We start from the raw sequence: 22289 nt of genomic DNA, 5'->3' as shown, positions 1-22289 counted from the left end.
CACTCCTTTTATTAATCTGGCTTAACCTCTTCATTTTTTTCTATATCATCTTTCTTCTCATCTTCCGGATTAGTTTCTGTTATCGGTTTATCAGAAACCCTTTCTATGAAACGAAGTGAGACAACTTGATTATCAACAATAAGTTGCACATCGTTATTTTCAGCAAGCCGAACTGTTTCCACTTGACCAGTCACTTGCTTTCCATTATTGCTTACACCTCTAACGTACTTTCCTAAAAACTTCATCCCTCCATCAAGAGCCGTCGAATACATCGTTGATTGCAGTTTATCTACTGCTTTCGTCATATTCTGTACTTGCTCCATAAGAGATAGCTGTGCTGTTTGGTTCATCATTTGGTTCATATCCATCGCATTAAACGGGTCTTGATGTTGAAAGCTTGCTAAGAAAAGTTTCAGGAAATCATCTTTATCCATAATACCGGGTGTTTTTTGAGTACTTGCTGATACTCCGTTTGCTTGTTGAGCTGTCGACTGTGCACCAGTAACAGATGCGTTTTTTGTTTGTGCTCCTGCTTGTAACGGAATATGATTTGTACTCGTTGTATTTAATCCAACTGTTGGCACACTTTATTCCTCCAATAATCCCGCAAATTCTTTTGCATGTTGTTTTTCATGTTTCGTACTTGCTAATTTTTGTTTTTGTCTTTGCTCTTGTTCTCGCTGTTCTTTTCGATTTTCATCTTTATCTGAATAGCTAATTTGAATATTGATTTCTTTTTCTTTTAACTTCAATCTCAATTCATCAAAAATGATTTCAACACGTTTTTTCGCATCATGTTTTTCCATTTCTACGTGAACATCAATTTGATCTCCATTTTTTTTCATAAACACTGTTAATGTACCAAGTTTTTCTGGATTTAACTGAAATAAAACACGCTCTTGTTTCACTACAAATTTTTGCAATGCTTCTACTTGCGCTTCCATTTTCTTTCCTAAATCAGGCAATGAAACTTTCTCAGCGCCACTATTTGATTTTCCTATTTGATCCGTACCCGTTGCTTTATTTAGCAACTCCGCACCCGTTGAACTCGAATCGTTTAACACATCACCTTCCGGCAACTCTATCTTTACATCATCGCCCTCAGCTTTTGGAAGATCTACATCTAAGTCTTTGGAATCTTCTTGTTTTTTTGCGATATTACAAGTTTCTGTTTCTACAACTTTCAATACTTGCATCGTTTGCTCTGGCATCTTCACTTTATCTAACGCCATTTGCATTGTATCTTCTAAACATATAGCATTTTTGATATTCATATTTGAAAGAAGCTCTTGCAACTGTTGTAATTCATTGGCGGGTAATTCGTTAAGTTTTATATTCCCATATTCTTTATATAGCCCTTGTATTTTTTGTATGTATTGATATAACAATTCCGGTTGCACACGTAATTGCTCAATTGCAACCATTTGCTCAGATACAGCTAATAGTAACTGTTCTGTCTCTTTTTTTTCTTCTTTCTTTACAATTGGCTCTTCTTTCGTTACTGATTGTTTAGAAAGAATATATTCTTTTTTTTCTTCTTTTGGTGCTTCTTCTTGTTTCATTTTCTCCGTTTTCGGCTGCTTTTTATTTTCCATTCTCATCGTACGATCGAATGAAGAATCTTCACTTTTTGATTGTACTTCTAGCCCTTTTTCTTTTTGCGGAGGTAAACTTTGTTGCACCGGTAATACAGACTGTATCACTATATTCACCTCATCCATTCATACACATTTTCAAATCAAGAAGCATTTTTTCTTCCTGCTTTTCTCGTACTTTTGCAAGCTTTCTACAATCTTCTTGATACATCTCATCAATGACACGTTCTTTTTCTTTTACCTGTTCTAAAAGGCTTTCATTTTTTTGAATAAAATCTTCCGTTTTTTTAATTTTCCGATTCCATTCTTCTATTCTTTCAGGTGAAAACGTATGTGACGAAAGCATACCGGCCATTATACGCTGCCCAGTTTGTACGACTTTACTACGCGATTTTACTACATATAAATCATATTCTTTTTTTTGTTCTATTTTTCTTTTTTCACCTGTTAATTCATACACTTCTTTCAAAATCTGTTCTTTTTCTTGATTTATTTGCAATCTTATCGTGTCGTACTGCTGCTTATCCACCTGTTTTCATAGCCCCTTCCTATTATAACGCTCTCTTTTTCTATTATATAGTTTTTTTCCAAAAAAATCTGTGAAATATTAAAAAACAAAAAAATAAGACCTCTTGGGCAGAGGTCTTATACTGTATGGTGCATCGCTTCAACAATATCATCAAATTGGAAACTATCAGATCGACCTTGTTTTAAAAACGTATTTATACCTTCTACTTTGTTTTTACATTCAAAAATATAAGCATTTTCTGCATTTTCTTGAATCGTTCCTAATTTAAAATACAATTCATTTTCTTTATAAACAGATAAGATTTTTCTCATTTCATTTGCAAGTTGCCAATGAGTTGGCGAAACGATTTCTTCCATAATCCTACTCACTGAGTCTAGCACTGAAATAGCAGGGTAATGACTAAGTGTTGCAAGCTCACGTTTTAATACAATATGTCCATCTAAAATACCACGCGCTAAATCTGGTACAGGGCCGTTTAAATCGTCTCCATCAACGAGTACGGTATAAATACCTGTTATGGATCCCTTTTGTGTTTTCCCAGAGCGCTCTAACAGCTTCTTCATATAGCTTTCCATTAAGAGTGTTTTACCACCGATCGGCAACTCTTTAACGGCAATATCAACACTTCTACGCGCGTCAGCAAAACGAGTAACAGAGTCCATCATAAGTAGTACGTTATTACCTTGATCACGGAAATATTCAGCAATAGACGTTGCAAGTTTCGCTGCACGAAGTTGCATTAGGTGACTTTCATCTGACGTCGCTACAACAACGACGCTTTTTCGCATTCCTTCTTCACCTAATTCTTTTCGAATAAAGTCTTTTACTTCTCGGCCACGTTCTCCTACTAAACTAATAACATTAATGTCAGCTTTTGCGTTTTTCGCAATCATTCCGAGTAAAGTAGATTTACCAACACCAGACCCAGCGAAAATACCAATCTTTTGACCGATACCAATTGTTAGCATAGAATCAATGGACTTTATTCCCGTTTCAAATACATCAGTAATCTCTTCACGCTCAAATGCATGGATAGGGGGGGCATCTAATTTTATTTTCTGTAGTGGAATATTTTCAGCGTTCTCATTTAACACTTCACCATTCGCACTTAACACCTTTCCAAGTAAATGATCACCACGAGGTACAACAACATCTTCTGCAATTAATGTAACGGAATCCCCGTAACATACTTTTTCTGTCTGTCCAAATGGGAGTAACATATTATTCTCTTTTTCAATCGCAATTACTTCACATAAAACATTATGTTCTCCAACGAAACAAACATCGCCAATTTTCGCTTTCGGTCCTTTCGCTACGAAAAACTGTTCTTGTACACTATGAACTTTACCAATTTTCGTATAAAACGGTGTTTCGATAAACGTATTCCACTTATTCTGTTCATTTATGAGCTTGTTGTTCATACATTTTGCTCCTCAAACAACTTCTCTTCTTCCCATTTCTGACGAAGTTTCGCAAATATAGGTGCAAACTTAAATTCAAAAAACTCTTTCTCTTCCTCCAAAACAAATTCACCGAACTGCAGGGAGAAATCATATTTCCATTCTACTAATTGTAGTAACCAATACTCTTTCGTATTTTCCTTCTCTTCTTGAATACGTTCAAATGTTTCTGGGTGTACGGTAATGATTAATTTTTCAAACGAAGTAGGCAACGTTTGAACGATACCAGTTAAAATGGGTAACACATCAAGCAATCGTGAATCTACTGCTTGATTCACGATTTTTTCTGCTAGATGAAAAGATTGATCCCATAATAACTCTGTCCATTCATATGCTGTTTCTTGTTGTTCTTGTTGAAACTGCATACGCGCTACTTCCATCTGTTCCATTTGTTCATGAATATGCGTTTGAAATTGCTCTTTATCTTGCAATAGCTGTTGACGCTCTCGTTCTAGCATTTGCTGTTCTTGCCTTAGTTGATTCAGCTCAATATGTAATGATTGTTGCTGTGCAAGAAGCTCTTCATGGTCCACCTGTATTTCTTCTTCTACTTGAACTGGTATTGGTTTTGGAAATTGTAATTCATACGTTTCTTCAGAAAAAGAAACAGAATTCTTCGGAATTCTGTTTTTAAATAAGGACATCATCTTCACCTCTTTGAACGATAATTCTTCCTTCCTTCTCTAGCTTTTTCACTGTGCCTGTAATCGTTTGCTGTGCTTTCTCAGCATCCGTCATCTTAAGCGGTCCTAAGCCATCTAATTCTTCTAGAATCATCTCTTTACGGTTTGAAGACATACATGTAAATAATTTCTCTTTAATCTCTTCTTTTGCAATTTTAAGTGCTTTCGCAATAACACCGTTATCTGTAATTTCTTCTAATACACGACGAAGTGCAAGAGCTTCAAGTCCGAGTAAGTCTTCAAATACAAACATGTTTTCTTTAATTTTCTCAGATAGCTCATAATCCATTTCATCCAGCTTTTGAAAGACTGTTTTTTCAACACCTCGTGAAACATTATTTAAAATGTTTACTATTGTTTTCAAGCCATCTGTTTTATTAATTGCATTAAATGCCATATTATTTAATTTTGATTTTAATAAATCACCAATTTGATTTATTAATTCACCATCTACTTGTTCTAGTTTCGCAATACCCATTACCGTTTCTACTCGCTTATGATCTGGTAGTCTCTCAATTAATTGAGAAGCGAGCTGCGGTTTAATATAAGAAGCGATAATCGCAATCGTTTGTGGCGATTCATCATTAAGTACAGTAAGAAGTGGTTCTAAATCTGCAAGTGAATTTAAGAATTCAAACGGATTATCTTTGTTATACCAAAGATCTTCCAATAATTTTTCCAGTTCGTCTTCTGGCATATTTTTAAATATGCGACGAATATATTCTTTATCTGGAGTCACTAGGTTCAATTCTTTTACATTTAATTCATACAAGAACTCTCCTAGTACATTTTCTAACGTTTCTGGTTTATATACACGAAATTTCGCGATTTCACGAAGTAATACTTCTTTTTCCTCAGCCGTCATATATTCAATGACTTTTGCTGCCACCCCTTCTTCTAATGTACGAATAAGGATGGCAGCTTTTTCTTTGGAGGAGATTTCATCTAACATCGTTGTTCCTCCCTTACTGTCCATTTAACCATTTTTTAATTACTTTTGCAGTACCTTCTACATGTTCTTTCGTAGCATCATGCACTTGTTCATCTAACGTCGGTTCTTTCGGTTCTTCTGGTTCTGGTTTTGGCTCTGGTACTATTTTTTCTTCAGGAATTTCCATGATACTTTCATTACTTGCAGCAATTTCCTCTTCTGCTAAGTATTCTTCATATTCCTCTTCTTCTTTCTTTCTCTTACGTCTTGCTAAGAAGAACCATACTAGACCACCAATCGCTAATAAACCAGCTGGAATCCCACCGAATAACCACCAGTTTATGCCGCTTTCTTCTGGTTCTTTCTTCTTCTCTTCTTTCGGCTGATCAAACTGAACAGTTACAACGTTAACTTGACCGTTTGTAAAGTTTCCATTCGGATCAGCTTGAAGCCCAGCAGCTGTGCCGATTGCTTCTTTGAAAGTAGTCATATCTATTTTTCGTTTTACTAACGTATCATTATCTACCCATACAACAACATTTGTTTTCGTTAATTCTGGATGTTTTTTAATTGTTTCAACTGTTTTATCTATTTCATAGTTTTCAATTTTGTTACCATTTTTATTATCGTAGACAACTTTACCGTTTTGATTATTGTTCGTACCGTAGTTTGGCACTTCACCGTTCGCTGTAATACCAGCACCTTGCTTCGTATCTGCTCCTTCTTGCGCAGTAGAGCTTTCCTCTTGCTCTTGTTTACTACGAAGTACACCTTTATCACCATATTTTTCTGACTGGCGTGTAACTTCATCATAGTTTACAGACACTTTCGTATTCACTTTATATTCATTCGGTTTAAACATCGTCATTAATGTTGCATCAATATCTTGCTTTAATTTACCTTCAATTTGTTGCTGCATCTCTACTTCTTTTTCATAAGAAGAGGAACTAGTAGAATGTGCTTCATCTGCTCCTTTTGAGATAATACCTTTTTTGCTATCAATCACACTTACTTCTTCTGCTTTTACACCTGGAACTGCTGCACTAATCATTTGCTGTATACCTGCAACCTGATCTGCAGTTAATAATTGGCCACGTTTCACACCTACAGTAATTGCCGCTGTTCCTTTTGCTTTTTCTTCATCAAAAATTGTCTCTTTTTCAGGTAATGTAATTTGAACATTCGCCGTTTCAACTGTCGCAAAGTTTCTTACGATATCTTGCTCCAATTGCTTTTTCGTACCGACGATTTGCTTCATTTTTTTATCTTGCTCACTTGAACCGAGCGAGCTTTCTAATAAAATTTCCTCACCGCTTTTAGAATTAAACGGTAAGCCCATTCCATTCATTTCTTTTCGAACCCATGGAGCATCATTCTTTTGCACACGAATCGAACCATCGGCCGCTAATTGATAATCGACACCTAACTTCGATAATTCTGCTGTAATCTCTTGCTTATCTGTATCATTTAAATTTTGATATACAACAACATATTTATCTGGCAAGGTGAAGTATAAAAGTGCTCCTGTTACAATCGCTAAAAGCGCAGCACCGATTACTAACTTATGCCACGTTTTTAATGATTGGATAACATTTTTTATCTTTTCCATTTAAACACACCCGTCCACTTTCCTAAATTTGCATATTAATTAGTGACTTATAATTTTCAATAAGATTATCACGTACGAGAGCAGCCGTTTTCATTTGGGACTCTGCCTTCTTCTGCTGAATCAAAACGTCATGCGTTTCCCCTACCCCTTTAGTTAGTAAATCGTATACTGCTGTTTGCGCATTGTTTTGCGTTTGATTCATATCTTCCAATAAATCGATAAACTTTTTCCCCTCAACTACAGATGTTTGAGACGTTTTCGGTGCACCAATTGACTGAATTGCTCCAAATGGCTGCGTATTTAACATTGGTTGGATTTTCATATTACTATATTCCCCCTTATCCTCGGCCAATTTCTAAATCTTTATCAAGCATTTTTTTATTCGCATTTAATACACTTGTATTTGCTTCGTACATTTTTTGGGCAACCATTACATTCGTCATTTCAGCAGTCACGTCAATATTTGGATAACGTACATATCCTTCTTCATTTGCATGCGGATGTGTTGGATCATACACTAAGTTTTCAGTTTTATCTGCTTCAATACTTTTTATTTTTACTCCATTAGTAGGAGACCCATCTAACATATTTGCAAAACTATTGTTTGATTCTAGCACTACACTACGACGCTCATATAAATCCGCCCCCGGAGCAGCCGTTGTATTTGCATTTACAATATTGTTTGAAGTAACTTCCATCCACTTTCTCGCTGTCGTTAGCCCTGAGCCACTTGCATTAATTGCCTGAAACATCGTTGTCTCTCCTTCTACTTTTAACGTCCGCGTGCCGCTTGGTTAATTGCATATTGTGTATTAATCGCGTTAATTGAAATACCGTATAACTGATTTGCTTTCATTAAATCTAGCATTTCTGTCGTTACATCCACACTATTTCCATCTTGATTCGTTTGCATTGATTTCGTTTGAATCTTTGCATATGTATTTTTCATATTTACTGTCGGTAAGTGCATTTCATTCGTTTGATATAAATCTGGATTGCTCTTTAAATCAGCCGCATTGTTCTTATATAACGCACTACTCTTACTCATCTGCTCAGCAAATGTTACATCTTGTGCTTTATAGCCAGGCGTATTCGCATTTGCAATATTACTAGAAACAGTATTTCGTTTCGTCACTAAATAATTCATATAGTGGCTTACATCACTCACTAAATCTGGCATATTCCACACCCTTCCTTTTCTACCTTAATAGATCCACTGATGGAAGTTTCACTTCATTGTTTATTTTCTTATATGTGTTTATTAAAATATTCACTATTATGTACCCTTACATATTTTATTCCATTTTTCCATTGTTGTCTTTAGAAAAATACAAAAATATAAAAAAAGAATACAAAAAAATGTATACACGTAGTAATCCATGAAATATTTCGATATATGGAATACAAATCAAAGTCAATTTTTATATTATTTAGATTATTTTCTCATTACAGGCATAAAGTGAAACCTCAATCAGCGGAACTCTTTATTTAAACAAGGAATGGATTCCCTTTTAAAAAGGGGAATCCGTTTCCATACTTTATCATTAATATTTACCATAAAATGAATTAGCTTTCATTCGCCCATCATTTTCCATAATCATTTCTTCCAAAATCTTTTGCTTATCTCGAATATGCTGCGCTGCCTTAATAATCCACGGGGTAACTTCCATTGCAACTTGCGTGCGCGTTTCTTCATCCAATGTCATCATCCAACGATTTAACATCTCACTTTTCTCAGCAAATTCTTCATCTGAAACCTGCAATTCACCGATTCCATTAAAACAACTGACAAACGTTCGATAAATATCATTGTTCATTTTCGAGCGCTCCACGGTAACCGTCTATTAAATCTTGTAACACTTGTACAATCGCATCAATGTCTTTTGCTTGGCGCGTTACTTTCATCGTTTGAATTTGAATGCTAATCCAATCGTATAAACCAAATAGACTGTCATATAAATCTTTCGAAATATCAGGATTTAATTGAAGCTTCAACTCTTCAAATATACGTTCTAACTTTTCAAGAAGGTCGTCTCCTTCTTGAAGTTTAAATGTATTTAAAAGTTCTTCTAATTTACGAAACTCTACGATACATCTTTCATAAATAAATATTGTATTTTTAATCGGATTACTCGTCATAATATCGTTTTGCATATAACGTTGCCATGCTTGCATATAATCACTTCCTCAGCTTTCATTAATCATTACTTTTTGTTTTTGTCATTGCTTTGATTGTCTGCAGCTGACTATCAAGCAATGCTAGCTGGCTTTCCAACTTTGCATATTTATCAATAATTGATTCTTGTTTTTTCTTATTAATTGTATCAATATCTTGAATTTTTCTCTCTAAATCAGTTACTTGCTTTTCAATACTTTTAGAGCGTTTTCCAATAATCCCTTCATCTCCAAAGATTCCCTCGAGCTTTTTATCTATATCATGACCAATGCCATTAAAACCAAAGAAAAATTGTTTTGTAGATTCTGGATTCTCTTTAAAAGCTATTTTCAATTTCTCTTCATCAAGAGTCATATTTCCTGTTTTATCAATTTGAATTCCAAAAGAAAATAAATACTTATCATCTTGGGAAAATCTAAAAATGCTTGTCATTGCATTACTTATAGCAAATGAAACATTATTCCCTTGCATTACTCCATTTTCACCAGAAAACAAATCTAAGCTTTTAACAGCGTTATTATACTCATCTTTCATTTTTTTGATTAAATCTATCGAATTTTTTAAATCTGAATCTTCGATAGTTAATTTAATTGGCTCTGTAGTTACCTTTTCTAAGTTAATAGTTAATCCTGGAATTGTATCAATCTTATTTGTTTTACTAGTTCCTTTAATTCCATTTATTGTATATTCTGCATTTGCTGCCCCTGTCACTTGATGTGCAATGGCATTCGTTCCATCCGTATTTTTCGCAGAAGTAACCAGTCCTATATTTTGTAAAAAGCCATTGGCACCATCCGTTAATTTCAGCTCTCCCTCTGTTCCTGCAATAGTAGATGTAAAAAATAGTTGATCCCCTAATGTGTATACGGATACACCATAATTTCCATTATTAATTTTATTGACAAGATCTTTATACGTCATATCTCCCGAAATTTTAACTTCTTTTCCATTTATCTGGAATACATCATCTATTCCAAGCTTTAAATCTAAACTGAATTTTTGCTCCGTACCTCCAGGAGTTTTTGGGGGAGTAAGTGGAGCTGTAGTTATTTGATGCCTTTCTGCTACTCGCTCTACTGTAATTGTGTATGTTCCAGGAATTGCAGCAGCATCCGCCTGTGCTGTCATAAAACCATCTTTGGATAGAGTTGTTTTCTTTTCATCACCTTTAAATGTGTTTAAATCTTTGAATACTTGCACAAAATTTGCAAACTCTTTTTTCATGCTCGCATACACTTTGTTTTCATTTGTTAACGTTTGTTTTTGTGTAGTATATGGTGATTTTTTCATTTCCAATGCTTGTAACTCTAAATCTACTAACTTCTTTGTATCTATCATGTTATTTCCTAAATTCCATATTTGCTGTCTGTCACCATAATTAGATATTGTCCCTGCCATATTTTTCACTCCTTATCATTTACATGTAATCTAAAATACTCGTTTTACTCATCGTACTAACAGCTTTTAATGTTGCTTCGTACGTTGCGTTTATATAAGCTAAATCAGAAATTGCGACCGCTAAATCAACATCCTCAATTTCTTTACGGTTTTCTTGAAGTGCTACATTTTGCTCGCTTAAAATTGTTTTAAACGTCTCCATTGTGTTCATTGTCGAACCAACTTCAGTTGTACGATTAATGATGCCATCTAAGTTTTGCTTATTTCCTTCTAATAACGGTTTTAACGCTTTTGGGTCACCGTTTTGCATCGCTTCACTCATCTGTTTTAACGTTTTTATAACTGGGGATAATAATGCTTCTCCGTTACGAAACGCTTTGAATTCATAACCGTCATTTAGTTGCCAGTTCACATCATTTTTTCCACCTTGGTATGTACCATCTTCTGTAAACGGCGGCTTCTCTGCACTATCACCACCGAAAATATAACGGCCTTGCTCTTTCGTATTCGCTAAATATACAACTTGTTTTAAAATTTGATCAATTTCTACACCAATAGCCTTCAATTCTTTTTCACTATTTGTTCCATTTAATGCTTGTACTGTTAATTGATCTGCTCTTGTTAAAGATTTCAAAACACCTTGTAAAGTATTTTCAGTTTGTGTTAACACATTTTTCGAATCCGCTATATCTTTTTGCATTTGTTCAATATTCGCCAATGAATGTTGAATCGCAAATGATTTACTTGCTGCAAGTGGATCTTCACTCATAAGAAGGTTTTTCTTCCCTGAAGTTACTTGATTTCGATGGTATTGTTGTTGCACATTTAAATCCATTAACTGATTCTTTGCCCAGCTTGCATTTTGAAATGTAGATACTCTCATTTTTATCTCCTCCTTATATATTTCCAATCAACTACTATCACTTATCGAATAATCGAAAATAGGCTATCAAACACTTCATTCATCGTCGTAATAGCTTTAGAGTTTGCGACGAAATATTTTTGGAAGGCCATTAAATTAACCATTTCCTCTTCCATATTAACGCCTTCAACACCCATCTTTTCTTGCTGAATTCCCTCTAATAAATCCCCATGGATTTTTTGATAAGCATTCACTGCACTTTTATCAGATGCTACACCAACTATAAATTGGTCTAATGCTTGTTTATATGTAAGTCCTTCTTTATAATCATCATTCGTAATTGCTGCTAGGTTATTTGCTGTTTCAGCAGATATTTTCATTTTCGAAACATCTTTTGCAAATTCAGGGTTTAATTTCATATCTTTCGCTTGATCTTCCACAAAGAACTCTTTTCCCATTTCTGTGTTCACTTCATTCTTTACAGAAATCATTAATTCTTCAAGGTTTTTCTTATAACTAGCAATCTTCGCTTTCGTATCGATCGCTGATTGGATTGCTCCACTAGTTAAAGGAATTTCCGAACCGTAAATTTCAGCAGTCATTGGTTCTTTTTCTTTATTTAATTGAAGTGGATATGTATCTTGTCCATTTACTGTTAAAACACCATTCATTCTAACACTCGCGATATTAGGATTCATAGATTCATAAGACACTTCTATATTTGCATACTTAGACATTTCTGTAATGATACGATCACGTTCATCCAAAAGTTGATTTGGCACTTGTGTACCTGCTTGTCCAATTTTTTTATTCGCTTCCGCTAAGCTGCCAGCAAGACGATTAAATTCATTTACATGCGCTTCAATATCTTCTGTCGTTTGTGCTTCTGCTGTATCTAAGCCTTTCGCTAGACGATTTACTTGACTTGTAAACTTCCCAGTTTCAGAAATTAATGTATCGTAGTAATTTGGTTGTTCTGGATTTTTTGCAACTTCACGAAAGGCATTAAAGAAGCCATCCATTAAACTAGATAATGAATTCTTTCCTGTCGTTCCAACCATAGATTCTACACGTGATAAAGTCGAATTCATGTAGTTATAGTAAGAGAGTTGAGATAATTGATCGTTAAACTGTTTCGTCTTCACTTCATCTGTAATACGGTCAATGCCTAACGTTTGTACACCGTAACCTATTTTTTGTTCCGGTGAATAGCCCTGACTTGCTCCAGCCGATCCGTAATTCACCATTTGACGCACATAACCAGGCGTATGAATGTTTGATAAATTTTGTTTCGTCGTTTGTAATCCCATTTGTGCCGCTAACAAACCCGATAACGGCGTATTATAATCAGATAGTCTCATAATGTTTCACTTCCCCTTTACAATAGTTCGTTCATAAAGATTTGTGAATTATTGTTTCGCTCTAAATTATATTCAGAAACGGAATCCACAATACTTTCTGTAGTTTTTAATAGTACGTTTAAGTAATATTGATTTTTCAAAAGAATCATTTTTACATTCTCTTCTAATTCTGTTAGGTTTTTTTGTAATTCTTCCATTTTTTCAATTTCTTCATGAGAAAAATACGAAAATAACGCACTTACGCGAAATGCTTCCACTCCCTGTTCTTTACAAAACTGAGCAACCATTTCTTCAAATGAACTTGATAACTTTTTTAAACCATCAATGTACTGCAATTGCTCTACTTGTAACTTTTGAACTGCATTTACATTTTTATGTTTTAAATTCTCATATATTTGTTCTCCAAGTATTTGAATGTTTTCATATGCTTTTTGAATAATAACGAGCTTTTCATATAATTGTATGTACATATAGCTTCCTTCCCTTTTACAAGACTAAATTTACAATTAAACCGTGGATTTCTCCAATTTGATTTAACATTTCTAAATGTCCTGTTTTCGTATTAATTAAGTTCATAACATCTTCTAACTCATTTAATCCCATTTCCGCCTGTTTCACAATCGTCATTTTCTGTGAATATCCGTAACGCGGATGACGAGACATGACATCTTTATATTGCAATACATTATCTACGTAAAAATTCAAAAATGATTTTACTGTATTTTTGTATTCCATTACATTATCAAGCGTTAATTCCATTTCAATTTTCTCTTTAATTTCTCCAATGTTATCGACAAATGCTTCCATTTGTTCTAGCAATTTATCTTTTTTCGGATCTGCATGCAAATTATCCGAAAATGCAAGTCCTGTCCTGACATTTGCTTCTTTCGGCATTTGAGTAGCAGGCGGTATATGCGATAAAATTGGATTATGCGAGATCGAACGCAGCATATATATCACCTATTTATTTTTTTATTTCTTCCTAAACTTAATCGTAAAATCCAGTTATTTATAATTATACTCTGAACACTAATATTTTGCAGTTATTTTTTATAAAAGATATGTTACAATTTAGCATGAGGTGGCACAAATCTATGAATATTTTTCTTTGTGGTTCAAATCAATTAACAGCATTAGATCAAGAAGAAATAAAAAAATTTTTAACTGACTATGCTCACAAACATAAAATTTACATATTATGTTATAAATCTATCGAAAATGAGATTCTTCGTTTTTTCATCGAAAACGAAAGACTCGCTCAAAATTTATGCCTTTACACGCTACAGCCGTTACAAGCATTAACAGATGAATTTCAAGAGGTCGTTGATTACTTAAAAAAACACGGAGCCGAGTATGTCGCTTTTGATCATCCTTCCGACTCCATTTACCGATCAGATTATATGTTTTTTGTAAAACAAATAATCGAAGATACCGATTTAGTTCTCTGTTTTTATAATGGGGACAAGCATACTTCTGTCATTCCCGTTGACGTTGCAAAAGAAGCAGGAATTGATGCTGTTATTTATGATTTACCAGGTTTACATGAAAAACAGATGAAAAAAAACTTTGAACAAAAAATCCGTATGATGTAAAGGAGGAGGCACAATATCGTTATTGTGCCTATTATAAATATGATAATTGAACAAGATTATGATCATTTTATCGCGAGTTTTAAACAACAATTCAATATGGATATCGCTTCATATAAACAAGATAGAATGCGTCGTAGAATCGATGCTTTTATTTCGAGAAAGGGCTTTGAGAACTACACTAGTTTTCTAAGCAATTTACGTACCGATCAAAATTTATTTTTAAGTTTTATTGACTATATTACAATTAACGTTTCAGAATTTTTTAGAAATAAAGAACGTTGGCAAACGTTAGAGACGAAAGCACTACCAAAATTACTTGAACAAAATAACGGAAAATTAAAAGTATGGAGTGCCGCTTGCGCTGCCGGTGAAGAACCATATACACTCTCTTTGATTTTATCGAAGCATCTAGCTCCATTTCGTTTTGAAATACAAGCAACAGATCTTGATTTTCACATTTTAGAAACTGCAAAACGCGGTCAATATACAGAACGTTCTTTAAAAGAATTACCTATCGATTTGAAAGAGCGTCATTTCACAAAAGAAAATGATATATATTCATTACATCAAAATATTAAGCAAAACGTCACGTTCAAACAACACGACCTGTTAATGCAGTCGTTCGATACAAATTACGATTTAATCATTTGTCGCAACGTAATGATATACTTTACTGAAGAAGCAAGGGTAAAACTTTATGAAAAGTTTAGTCGTTCTTTACGAAAAGGCGGCGTACTATTTGTTGGTAGTACCGAACAAATTTTAACACCTGAACGTTATAATCTTCAGAGATTTGATACATTCTTCTACGAAAAAATATAAAGAGGTCGTCACAATGTAAAGTGACGACCTTTTTATATAACTCGAATTAAAATAATAGCAACAATCCATACAAAGAGAAAAAGAAATGTCATAGACCATTTATGTTCTTGCATCGTTTGTTTCAGGGCCTGTGATAATTGTGTCATATTCATTTCTGCGAGCGCTCTCCATACACTTACATCCCGCTCTTTAGCTGTGCGATCTGTAACGCTAATTAAAATAGTTTCGTTAGACAATTTCGTTATGTAAGCAGTAATAACCGTTACCATTAAATTTATATTTCCTTCTGAAGAATCACTTTCCACTCTAGAAATGAGTGCACTTACATCTAATAACGGAATATGTACCTTTCTACCAAATGATAGTTGTACTTCTGCGAAATCATACGTTCCATCTAACAAAGGAAGTTCTTTTATATGCGCCTGTTTAACAAGCCCTTGTAAACTTCTCATTACTTGTTCAAATACTTTTTCTGTTTGCTTTCCTTCACCAGATAACGTATGTAACTTTTTAAAGAGTTGTAATACTGTATCCATCTCTTTAGAAAGCATTTCCTTCATAACCTTTCCATCACCTAAACTCGCAAGTAAAATCCCTATTTCATTATTTCTCGAAATAATCTTAGACTGTCCAGTAAACACTAGATTACTATGCTTTCGTTCTTTCTGGATTTCATGTTCCGAAATAGCTGCAGGCTGTTTTAATGGTTGTAGCGTCTTATTTTCAATTGTCGTACGTTTAATCTCCATCTAAGCGCCTCCACTACTATGAAATTATTAGCCCCATTCTTTATTACTTTTTAAAACTAAAAACAATACGAATAAACCTGATATAATAGCAAATACATTAGAAGCTTGTATTCCTTGTTCGCTACTGTCTTCTTTTTTCTTTTGCGGTTCTTCTATTTGTTCTTTCTTTTTCGAAACGACTCCATTGTCATTTCTACTTTTGTTCTCTTTTTGAGCCTTTCCATCACTTACTTCCTTATGATTTTCCAACGGCTCTTTTATAAAGTAAGTAATTTCTTCTTTCTCTTTCAGCGGCTCTTTTATAAGATCGTTTACTTTCTCTTCCTGCTTCTCTGGTTCTTTCTCTGGTTCTTTCTCTGGTTCTTCCTTATCTTCTAATTTATCTTCATTCTCTCGTTCTTCTACCTTTTTATTATCTTCTGGTTTTTGCTCTAAAATAGAAACGATGTACTCACTTTCTTCAACCAGTTTATTGCCGGCCGCATCCACTATCTCTACAAATATTTCGTACGTCCCGATTGGCAACGCATCCGTTATTTCAAATACTTTTTGCCAATCCATGTCGCGCTTATTGTAATCTAATAAAAATGTAATCTCTTTATTTTCTTTCCCTTTTAATGTAACACGAACTTCTTTCACAACTGATTCTACGTCTGTCGCCTTCACTCGCACACGTATAGAATCGCCTTGTTTCCGTTCAATTAGCTTCTCTTTCGCCTCGTCAACAGTAACTTTACGCAACTTCGGTAGCTCTTTATCTATTGTTGGCGTGTCATTATTTATACGAATAAATGGGACTTTCACTTCATTTTCTATAAGCTCTTCTTTCTCAGTTTCTTTAGAACTTTGAATGAGCTGAAGATTCCAATCACCTTGCAAATCAAAAGTCTCGACCTTGTAGTTAGCAATCCATCGCTTCGTTTCCTCTACATACTTAAACGATAGCACTCTTTCTTGTTCATACTGATCGCCGTTTTTTGGCAAGCGCAAAATACCTTTTATACTTTGAACATTTTGCTCTTTCGGCTCTACAATAACCCGCACTTCTTCGCCAACTTTTAATTCTGGCTTATTTACTGTAATAACCCCTTGATCCGTTTCTATCTTTTTTTCGATTTCTTGTTCATTTGCTACTTCTTGTTGTTCCTCTTTACCTTGATTCACTTCCACTTGCTCTGGCTGCTCTTGAACTTCTTTGTTTTCTTCTTGTACATTCATTTCATTTAGTTTTTGATCTGGCTCAATTTGTTCTTCCGCCTGACTTTGCAGAGGGAAGAACAGACACACATTTATGAATAACCAGCTCATTAGAAAAAACTTTACGTTTTTCATCTACTAGCTCAAACTCCTATTTCAACGACTTATAGCGATTTCGTCACTTTTACTCCGAAAAATCCATCTACATTTACAAGTTCACCATACGCCACCAATACATCATTTACATAAATACGAATTGGCTCGTCAATATCCTCATCTAGTACAACCGCTTCATTCTCTTGTAAACTTAAAATATCTTGAATTGTTTTCACTGTGCTTCCAAATACAAATTTTACATTCATTTCTACATTTTGTAAGATGGATGTGTCCATGTATACTGGTTCCATTTGTTTTACTTCTTTAAATTCAATAGTTTGCACAACCGGTTCTACAATTTTTTCTTCTTCAATTTCTTCCGTAACAATCTCTTCTTCCTCTTCCACCATTGGATATAGAAGTCTTCTTACCATTTCTTTCGCTTCTGAAATCGGTAAAATTTGATACATTTTCGATTGAAGCAGGTCGCCAATTTCAAGGTTGAACGTAATTTGGACGAGTTCGTCCACTTTCATTGACTCTCCCAAATATTCCATTTCTTCTTTTAACGTTACGAATTTAACATTTGGTGGTGTCATGTCCATTTTTTCTTGAAACATTTCTGACATCGCCGTCGCAGCATGCCCCATCATTTGGTTCATGATTTCTTTAATACCACTCAGTTCTAATTCACTAAGCTCCTTCTCTGGATCAACTTCTCCTGTTCCCATCATCATTAAATCTACCATTGTTAAAGCGACATCTTTCGTAAATACGAATACATTCTCATTCTTTAGCCCTTCAACAAAATCAACATTTAAAATAACAAACGGGACTGGTACTCCGTCATAATGACGAACATTGATTGATTCTACATTGGGCGTACTAATTGTAACTGGCTGATTTAATAGTGTTGACAATACTGTTGAAGCTGAACCAATTGAAATATTTGCAATTTCACCAAGGACATCTTTCTCTTCTTGTGTTAAATGCTCTTTTTCAACTTGTTCTTCTACAATCTCAGTTTCCACTATTTCTGCTGGCTCATCTTTTTCTTCTACTCCACCAGATAATTGCATTAATTTATTTACCATTCGTTTCGCATGTTCAACTGAAACAATTTGCACAAGTTTAGAGTTTACAAGATTATCTATCTTTAAATCAAACGATACTTTAACAATCGTTTGATTACCATCAATCTCAGAAATTTTCTCCATTTCTTCTGATAACTTTACAACTTTAATTGTCGGCGGAGACATATCTACTGTATCTTGAAAGAATTCTGACATAGATGTAGCTGCGAACCCCATCATTTGATTCATCGCTTCTTGTACAGCACTTAGCTCTAATTCACCAAGTTCTTTTCCGTCTTCCACTTCACCTGTTCCCATCATCATTAAATCAGCAATGGATAATGCAACATCTTGCTTAAGGACGAGAAGGTTTTCCATATCTAATCCTTTTGTAAAATGAATGTTTAATACAACGTGTGGAACTTCGACGTCGCTTGAATCATATAAATCTACCAATTCTATGCGAGGAGCAGTAATACTTACTTGCCTATTTAAGATTGTTGATAATACAGTCGAAGCTGAACCAAATGATATATTTGCAATTTCGCCAAGAATATCGCATTCTTGAGGCGTTAAATGCTCATTTTCTTTTTCTAGCACAATTGTGCTCGTATCCCCTTTTGTGTGTTGCTCAGGCATTTTCTCTGCCTCCTCATTTCTGTTTTTCTATCAAATGCTATAAACTCTCATTTTATTTTAACAAACTTATTATATAAAACGTTAATATGTATTTATTCCCATTTTTAGATTAGTAACGATTAACCAAAAAGCTCCCCAATTGTATACAAGTGGGGAGCTTTCCTTCATTCCTATTATAAACCTTCTGGGTTTAAAATGAGGACCACTCGTCCATCACCGAGAATTGTCGCACCAGAGAAATAATTAGAACTCTCTGCAAAGAAGTCACCTAATGACTTTAAGACTATTTCTCTTTGACCGATAATTGTGTTTACAATAAGTCCATAGCTGCGATGTGTATTACGAACAATTAACACAGGAACCATTTGACCATCATATGACGCAAACGCCTCATCTACTGTTTTCTCACCAAATACAGTACTTAAATGCTTCACTTCAATAATTTGATTACGGTAATTTAACACATCTTTTCCTTGTAAGGATTGGATGTCTTCTCTCTTAATCCGAATTGCTTCAACAATATTACCAAGAGGGAAAGCATAACGTTTATCATTCGTTTGAACAAGCATAGATTGAATAATGGACAACGTTAATGGCAGTTCAATTCTAAATGTACTACCTTTCCCTTCTTCAGAATCAATAATTAAATGTCCACCTAAACTATGGATCGTATGTTTCACTACATCTAATCCAACGCCACGCCCAGAAAGGTCGGATACAACTTCAGCTGTACTAAATCCTGGTTGGAAGATCAAATCAAATACTTCACGATCCGTTAATTTATTTGCCTCAGATTCTGTTACAACACCATTTTTAATCGCTTTTTCTAGTACTTTCCCTTTATGAATTCCATTTCCATCATCCATAATTTGAATTACGACATGATTTCCACTATGAAACGCTTCTAATTTAATTGTACCTGTCTCATTTTTCCCTGCATCACGACGTTGTTCAACAGTTTCAACACCGTGATCAATTGCATTACGAATTAAATGGACGAGTGGATCACCGATTTCATCAATAACAATTTTATCAACTTCGGTGTCTTCACCTGTAATTTGTAAATCGATTTTCTTTCCTAAATCTTTCGCTAACATACGTACCATACGCGGGAAACGATTGAAAACAGTCTCTATCGGTACCATACGCATGTTTAATAGTACATTTTGAATATCTTTTGAAATATCACCTAATCGATTTAAATGCTCAATTAATTCCTTGTTTTGAATTGCTTGTGCCAATTCATCTATACGACCACGCTCAATTACACTTTCTTCAAACATGTTCATTAATCTTTCAATTTTTTCTAACTGAACACGTATGGAACGATTTTCCACTTTACCATTTTTCGTTTTTGCAGCGCTTTTAGCAGGTGTAGCATTAGCAGATTGCTTCGATACTTCTTTAGTTGATTCCACATGAGTAGCCGCTTGTAAACCTTCCTGCATAGCTTCTTGTGTACCCAATTCTTTCGAGACTACTTCTTTTAATGTATGTCCTTGCTTCACTTCTACTTTCTCAATTTCAGAAACATGAAGCACTACTTGTTTTAATTCTTCTTCACTTTGATCAGTATCCATAAATACTGTGAACTCAAAACCGAAAGCATCTGCTTCAATTTCTTCAATACTTGGAACTGTTTTTTGTACATTACCTACATTTTGCAGTGCTTCAATACACATAATTGCACGTACTGCTTTTAAAATAGCATGTTGCTCAACAGTTATATGCACTTCATGCGAAACTGCATTATCATTATTTATAGGTTCTTGCTCAATATATTCCGCAGGAGTTTCTACATTGCCATTCAATAATGCTTCTAATTTCTGCTTAGTTGTAATTACATCAATATTGCCCATTCCGCCTTGTTGCACATCTGCAACCATCTTCTCTAAATTATCAATGCACTCAAAAATCACATCAATAATCTCTGCATTTACAACTATATTCCCATGACGAATTTCATCTAAAACGTTTTCCATTTTATGCGTTAAATCCGCCATTTCCGTAAATTCCATACTCGCTGACATACCTTTAAATGTATGGGCTGAGCGGAATATTTCTCCTACTACACTCATATCAGCAGGATTCTGTTCTAAAATTAGCACATTTTCATTTAGCGACTGTAAATGTTCTTCTGATTCCTCAAAAAATATATTTAATAGATCTGTTTGCATTTTCATCCCCTACCTGTCTAACAAACATTTCATTTATGTATAACAATTTAGTGTTTTAAAGCAAGAAAAAAGGGGGCCACACGCATATCCGCTATCAATGTTTAGATTCCTTGTGGCACCCCTTCTATATTAGCTGTTTGCTACTTTTGTTAAAGCTTCAATTACTCGATCCGCTTGGAACGGCTTTACAATAAAGTCTTTTGCTCCACCCTTAATTGCATCTAATACCATACCTTGTTGTCCCATTGCAGAACAAATAACAACTTTTGCACTTGAATCAATTTTAATAATTTCTTTTAACGCTTCAAGTCCGTCCATTTCTGGCATAGTAATATCTAATGTTACAATATCCGGTTGAAGTTCTTTAAACTTCTGAATTGCTTCTACTCCATTCTCTGCTTCACCAATAATTTCAAATTCAGAATTACTTTTTAATAAGTTTTTAATCATCGTTCGCATGAACATCGCATCGTCTACAACTAAAATTTTATGTGCCATTCTTTTTAATTCTCTCCTTCTATGTATAAATATATCTTAATATTTCACCTTATCATTCTCACTCATTATACAAAATAAAATGATAAAATTTAATATTTTTTTAAAAGAATTTTCGTATTTTCATTATTTTATTATTAAAATGATAATATACTATTCTTTTATGTAAATGACAACGCGACGGTTTTTCTCCCAATTTTGCGGTGAATCATTTGGTACAACTGGCTTTGTGTCTGCATATCCTACCGCAGCTAGCCTTTTATCATCCACATTATACACTTCGATTAAGTGGTGAATCATATTTGCTGCTCTTGCTGAAGACAGCTCCCAGTTAGAAGGGAATTTGTCATTATGAATCGGTCTACTATCTGTATGCCCTTCAACAACAATCGGATTTGGTACTGATTGGAAAAACCCAACTAATTGACTTATTATCTCTTTCGCTTCCGGTTTAACGTTCGCGTCACCCGTATCAAATATTAAATTATCTACTATAACGACGCTTACTCCCGTATCCTCTCGATATACATTCACTTGACTAATACCGTTATTATCTACATATGCTTTTAACTTTTTATATAATTCGTCCATTCTCTTTTTAGAGACCATTTTTTCATCATTTTTTTCATGTGAAATATCTGGTATTGTATTTTCCATTACTTTCGCATCTACTTGCTCCACGTCACTAAACTTTTCAAGCATCTTTGACAATTTTACTGCATCCTGCTTTGATGTAGCAACTAGTAATACAAAGAAAGTTAATAATAACATCGTTAAATCTGTAAAAGTCGTCATCCAACGAGGCGATCCCTTTTGCGGTCGTTTCATCATAACCATACCACTCC

The 22289-nt window shown here is 34.4% G+C and carries 25 protein-coding genes; 2 read left to right on the top strand and 23 right to left on the bottom strand.

Annotated elements, in window-relative coordinates; genetic code table 11:
• Positions 1-11 precede the first annotated feature (11 nt).
• From RBB48_RS16730 to RBB48_RS16650, 17 genes are all read right to left on the bottom strand, one after another.
• Entirely contained in the window at positions 12-584 is a 573-nt protein-coding gene (locus RBB48_RS16730) for a flagellar hook assembly protein FlgD (RefSeq protein ID WP_001143481.1), read from the bottom strand.
• A 3-nt stretch (positions 585-587) separates the two neighbouring features.
• Positions 588-1703 carry a flagellar hook-length control protein FliK gene (locus RBB48_RS16725; protein ID WP_306007859.1) on the bottom strand — a complete coding sequence of 372 codons (1116 nt, stop codon included), beginning with the start codon at positions 1701-1703 and terminating at the stop codon, positions 588-590.
• 10 nt (positions 1704-1713) lie between these two features.
• The gene (locus RBB48_RS16720) at positions 1714-2124 is read right to left on the bottom strand and encodes a cytoplasmic protein (protein ID WP_306007858.1); all 411 of its coding nucleotides are present in this window, start codon (positions 2122-2124) and stop codon (positions 1714-1716) included.
• 116 nt (positions 2125-2240) lie between these two features.
• Positions 2241-3545, bottom strand: coding sequence for a flagellar protein export ATPase FliI (gene fliI / locus RBB48_RS16715; RefSeq protein ID WP_097908068.1), 1305 nt, complete (start codon positions 3543-3545; stop codon positions 2241-2243).
• The gene (locus tag RBB48_RS16710; protein ID WP_088610172.1) at positions 3542-4228 is read right to left on the bottom strand and encodes a FliH/SctL family protein; all 687 of its coding nucleotides are present in this window, start codon (positions 4226-4228) and stop codon (positions 3542-3544) included. Before RBB48_RS16710 ends, fliI begins: the two co-directional genes overlap by 4 nt.
• Positions 4215-5219: a flagellar motor switch protein FliG gene (locus RBB48_RS16705; RefSeq protein WP_048561266.1), complete on the bottom strand. Its 1005-nt coding sequence runs from the start codon at positions 5217-5219 to the stop codon at positions 4215-4217. Before RBB48_RS16705 ends, RBB48_RS16710 begins: the two co-directional genes overlap by 14 nt.
• A 13-nt stretch (positions 5220-5232) precedes the next feature.
• Positions 5233-6807, bottom strand: a complete 1575-nt coding sequence (gene fliF, locus RBB48_RS16700; protein WP_262719575.1) for a flagellar basal-body MS-ring/collar protein FliF — start codon at positions 6805-6807, stop codon at positions 5233-5235.
• 22 nt (positions 6808-6829) lie between these two features.
• Positions 6830-7129 carry a flagellar hook-basal body complex protein FliE gene (fliE, locus tag RBB48_RS16695; RefSeq protein ID WP_000701682.1) on the bottom strand — a complete coding sequence of 100 codons (300 nt, stop codon included), beginning with the start codon at positions 7127-7129 and terminating at the stop codon, positions 6830-6832.
• 16 nt (positions 7130-7145) lie between these two features.
• Positions 7146-7559, bottom strand: coding sequence for a flagellar basal body rod protein FlgC (flgC, locus tag RBB48_RS16690; protein ID WP_000484673.1), 414 nt, complete (start codon positions 7557-7559; stop codon positions 7146-7148).
• A 20-nt stretch (positions 7560-7579) separates the two neighbouring features.
• The gene (flgB, locus tag RBB48_RS16685) at positions 7580-7987 is read right to left on the bottom strand and encodes a flagellar basal body rod protein FlgB (RefSeq protein ID WP_001113113.1); all 408 of its coding nucleotides are present in this window, start codon (positions 7985-7987) and stop codon (positions 7580-7582) included.
• Between the two features lie 364 nt (positions 7988-8351).
• Complete coding sequence (locus RBB48_RS16680) at positions 8352-8624, bottom strand: flagellar biosynthesis protein FlgG (RefSeq protein WP_097881648.1); 273 nt, start codon at positions 8622-8624, stop codon at positions 8352-8354.
• A complete protein-coding gene (locus RBB48_RS16675; protein ID WP_098134030.1) occupies positions 8614-8982 on the bottom strand; it encodes a flagellar export chaperone FliS in 369 nt (122 codons plus the stop codon). The genes RBB48_RS16680 and RBB48_RS16675 overlap by 11 nt, the downstream gene beginning before the upstream one ends.
• 22 nt (positions 8983-9004) lie before the next feature.
• The gene (locus RBB48_RS16670; RefSeq protein WP_306007865.1) at positions 9005-10381 is read right to left on the bottom strand and encodes a flagellar hook-associated protein 2; all 1377 of its coding nucleotides are present in this window, start codon (positions 10379-10381) and stop codon (positions 9005-9007) included.
• Between the two features lie 19 nt (positions 10382-10400).
• Entirely contained in the window at positions 10401-11264 is an 864-nt protein-coding gene (locus RBB48_RS16665; protein ID WP_098134028.1) for a flagellar hook-associated protein 3, read from the bottom strand.
• A 41-nt stretch (positions 11265-11305) separates the two neighbouring features.
• Positions 11306-12604: a flagellar hook-associated protein FlgK gene (gene flgK, locus RBB48_RS16660; RefSeq protein ID WP_088062766.1), complete on the bottom strand. Its 1299-nt coding sequence runs from the start codon at positions 12602-12604 to the stop codon at positions 11306-11308.
• Between the two features lie 17 nt (positions 12605-12621).
• Entirely contained in the window at positions 12622-13074 is a 453-nt protein-coding gene (locus RBB48_RS16655; RefSeq protein WP_088062765.1) for a hypothetical protein, read from the bottom strand.
• A 16-nt stretch (positions 13075-13090) separates the two neighbouring features.
• Positions 13091-13555, bottom strand: a complete 465-nt coding sequence (locus RBB48_RS16650; RefSeq protein WP_000946323.1) for a YaaR family protein — start codon at positions 13553-13555, stop codon at positions 13091-13093.
• 143 nt (positions 13556-13698) lie between these two features.
• Between RBB48_RS16650 and RBB48_RS16645 the strand changes: the two genes are divergently transcribed.
• Positions 13699-14196 carry a hypothetical protein gene (locus tag RBB48_RS16645; protein ID WP_001020094.1) on the top strand — a complete coding sequence of 166 codons (498 nt, stop codon included), beginning with the start codon at positions 13699-13701 and terminating at the stop codon, positions 14194-14196.
• Between the two features lie 39 nt (positions 14197-14235).
• Entirely contained in the window at positions 14236-15018 is a 783-nt protein-coding gene (cheR, locus tag RBB48_RS16640; RefSeq protein ID WP_000582890.1) for a protein-glutamate O-methyltransferase CheR, read from the top strand.
• 32 nt (positions 15019-15050) lie between these two features.
• Here the strand turns inward: cheR and RBB48_RS16635 are convergent, their stop codons facing one another.
• The 6 genes from RBB48_RS16635 to RBB48_RS16610 form a co-directional block, all read right to left on the bottom strand.
• The gene (locus RBB48_RS16635) at positions 15051-15767 is read right to left on the bottom strand and encodes a hypothetical protein (protein WP_097817777.1); all 717 of its coding nucleotides are present in this window, start codon (positions 15765-15767) and stop codon (positions 15051-15053) included.
• A gap of 27 nt (positions 15768-15794) precedes the next feature.
• On the bottom strand, positions 15795-17099 hold the full coding sequence (locus RBB48_RS16630) for a transglycosylase (protein ID WP_306007857.1): 1305 nt from the start codon (positions 17097-17099) through the stop codon (positions 15795-15797).
• 29 nt (positions 17100-17128) lie between these two features.
• Positions 17129-18772 carry a flagellar motor switch protein gene (locus tag RBB48_RS16625; RefSeq protein WP_088062762.1) on the bottom strand — a complete coding sequence of 548 codons (1644 nt, stop codon included), beginning with the start codon at positions 18770-18772 and terminating at the stop codon, positions 17129-17131.
• A 173-nt stretch (positions 18773-18945) separates the two neighbouring features.
• Entirely contained in the window at positions 18946-20949 is a 2004-nt protein-coding gene (locus tag RBB48_RS16620; RefSeq protein WP_098230169.1) for a chemotaxis protein CheA, read from the bottom strand.
• A gap of 129 nt (positions 20950-21078) precedes the next feature.
• Positions 21079-21447, bottom strand: a complete 369-nt coding sequence (locus tag RBB48_RS16615; protein WP_000940570.1) for a response regulator — start codon at positions 21445-21447, stop codon at positions 21079-21081.
• Between the two features lie 150 nt (positions 21448-21597).
• A complete protein-coding gene (locus RBB48_RS16610) occupies positions 21598-22275 on the bottom strand; it encodes an OmpA family protein (protein ID WP_000977943.1) in 678 nt (225 codons plus the stop codon).
• Positions 22276-22289 lie beyond the last annotated feature (14 nt).

The sequence above is a fragment of the Bacillus sp. MMSF_3353 genome, from assembly GCF_030733445.1.
In the GTDB taxonomy this organism is placed as follows: domain Bacteria; phylum Bacillota; class Bacilli; order Bacillales; family Bacillaceae_G; genus Bacillus_A; species Bacillus_A wiedmannii.
Note: the sequence above shows the minus strand (reverse complement) of the source record. Positions and strands in the feature narration are given on the sequence as shown.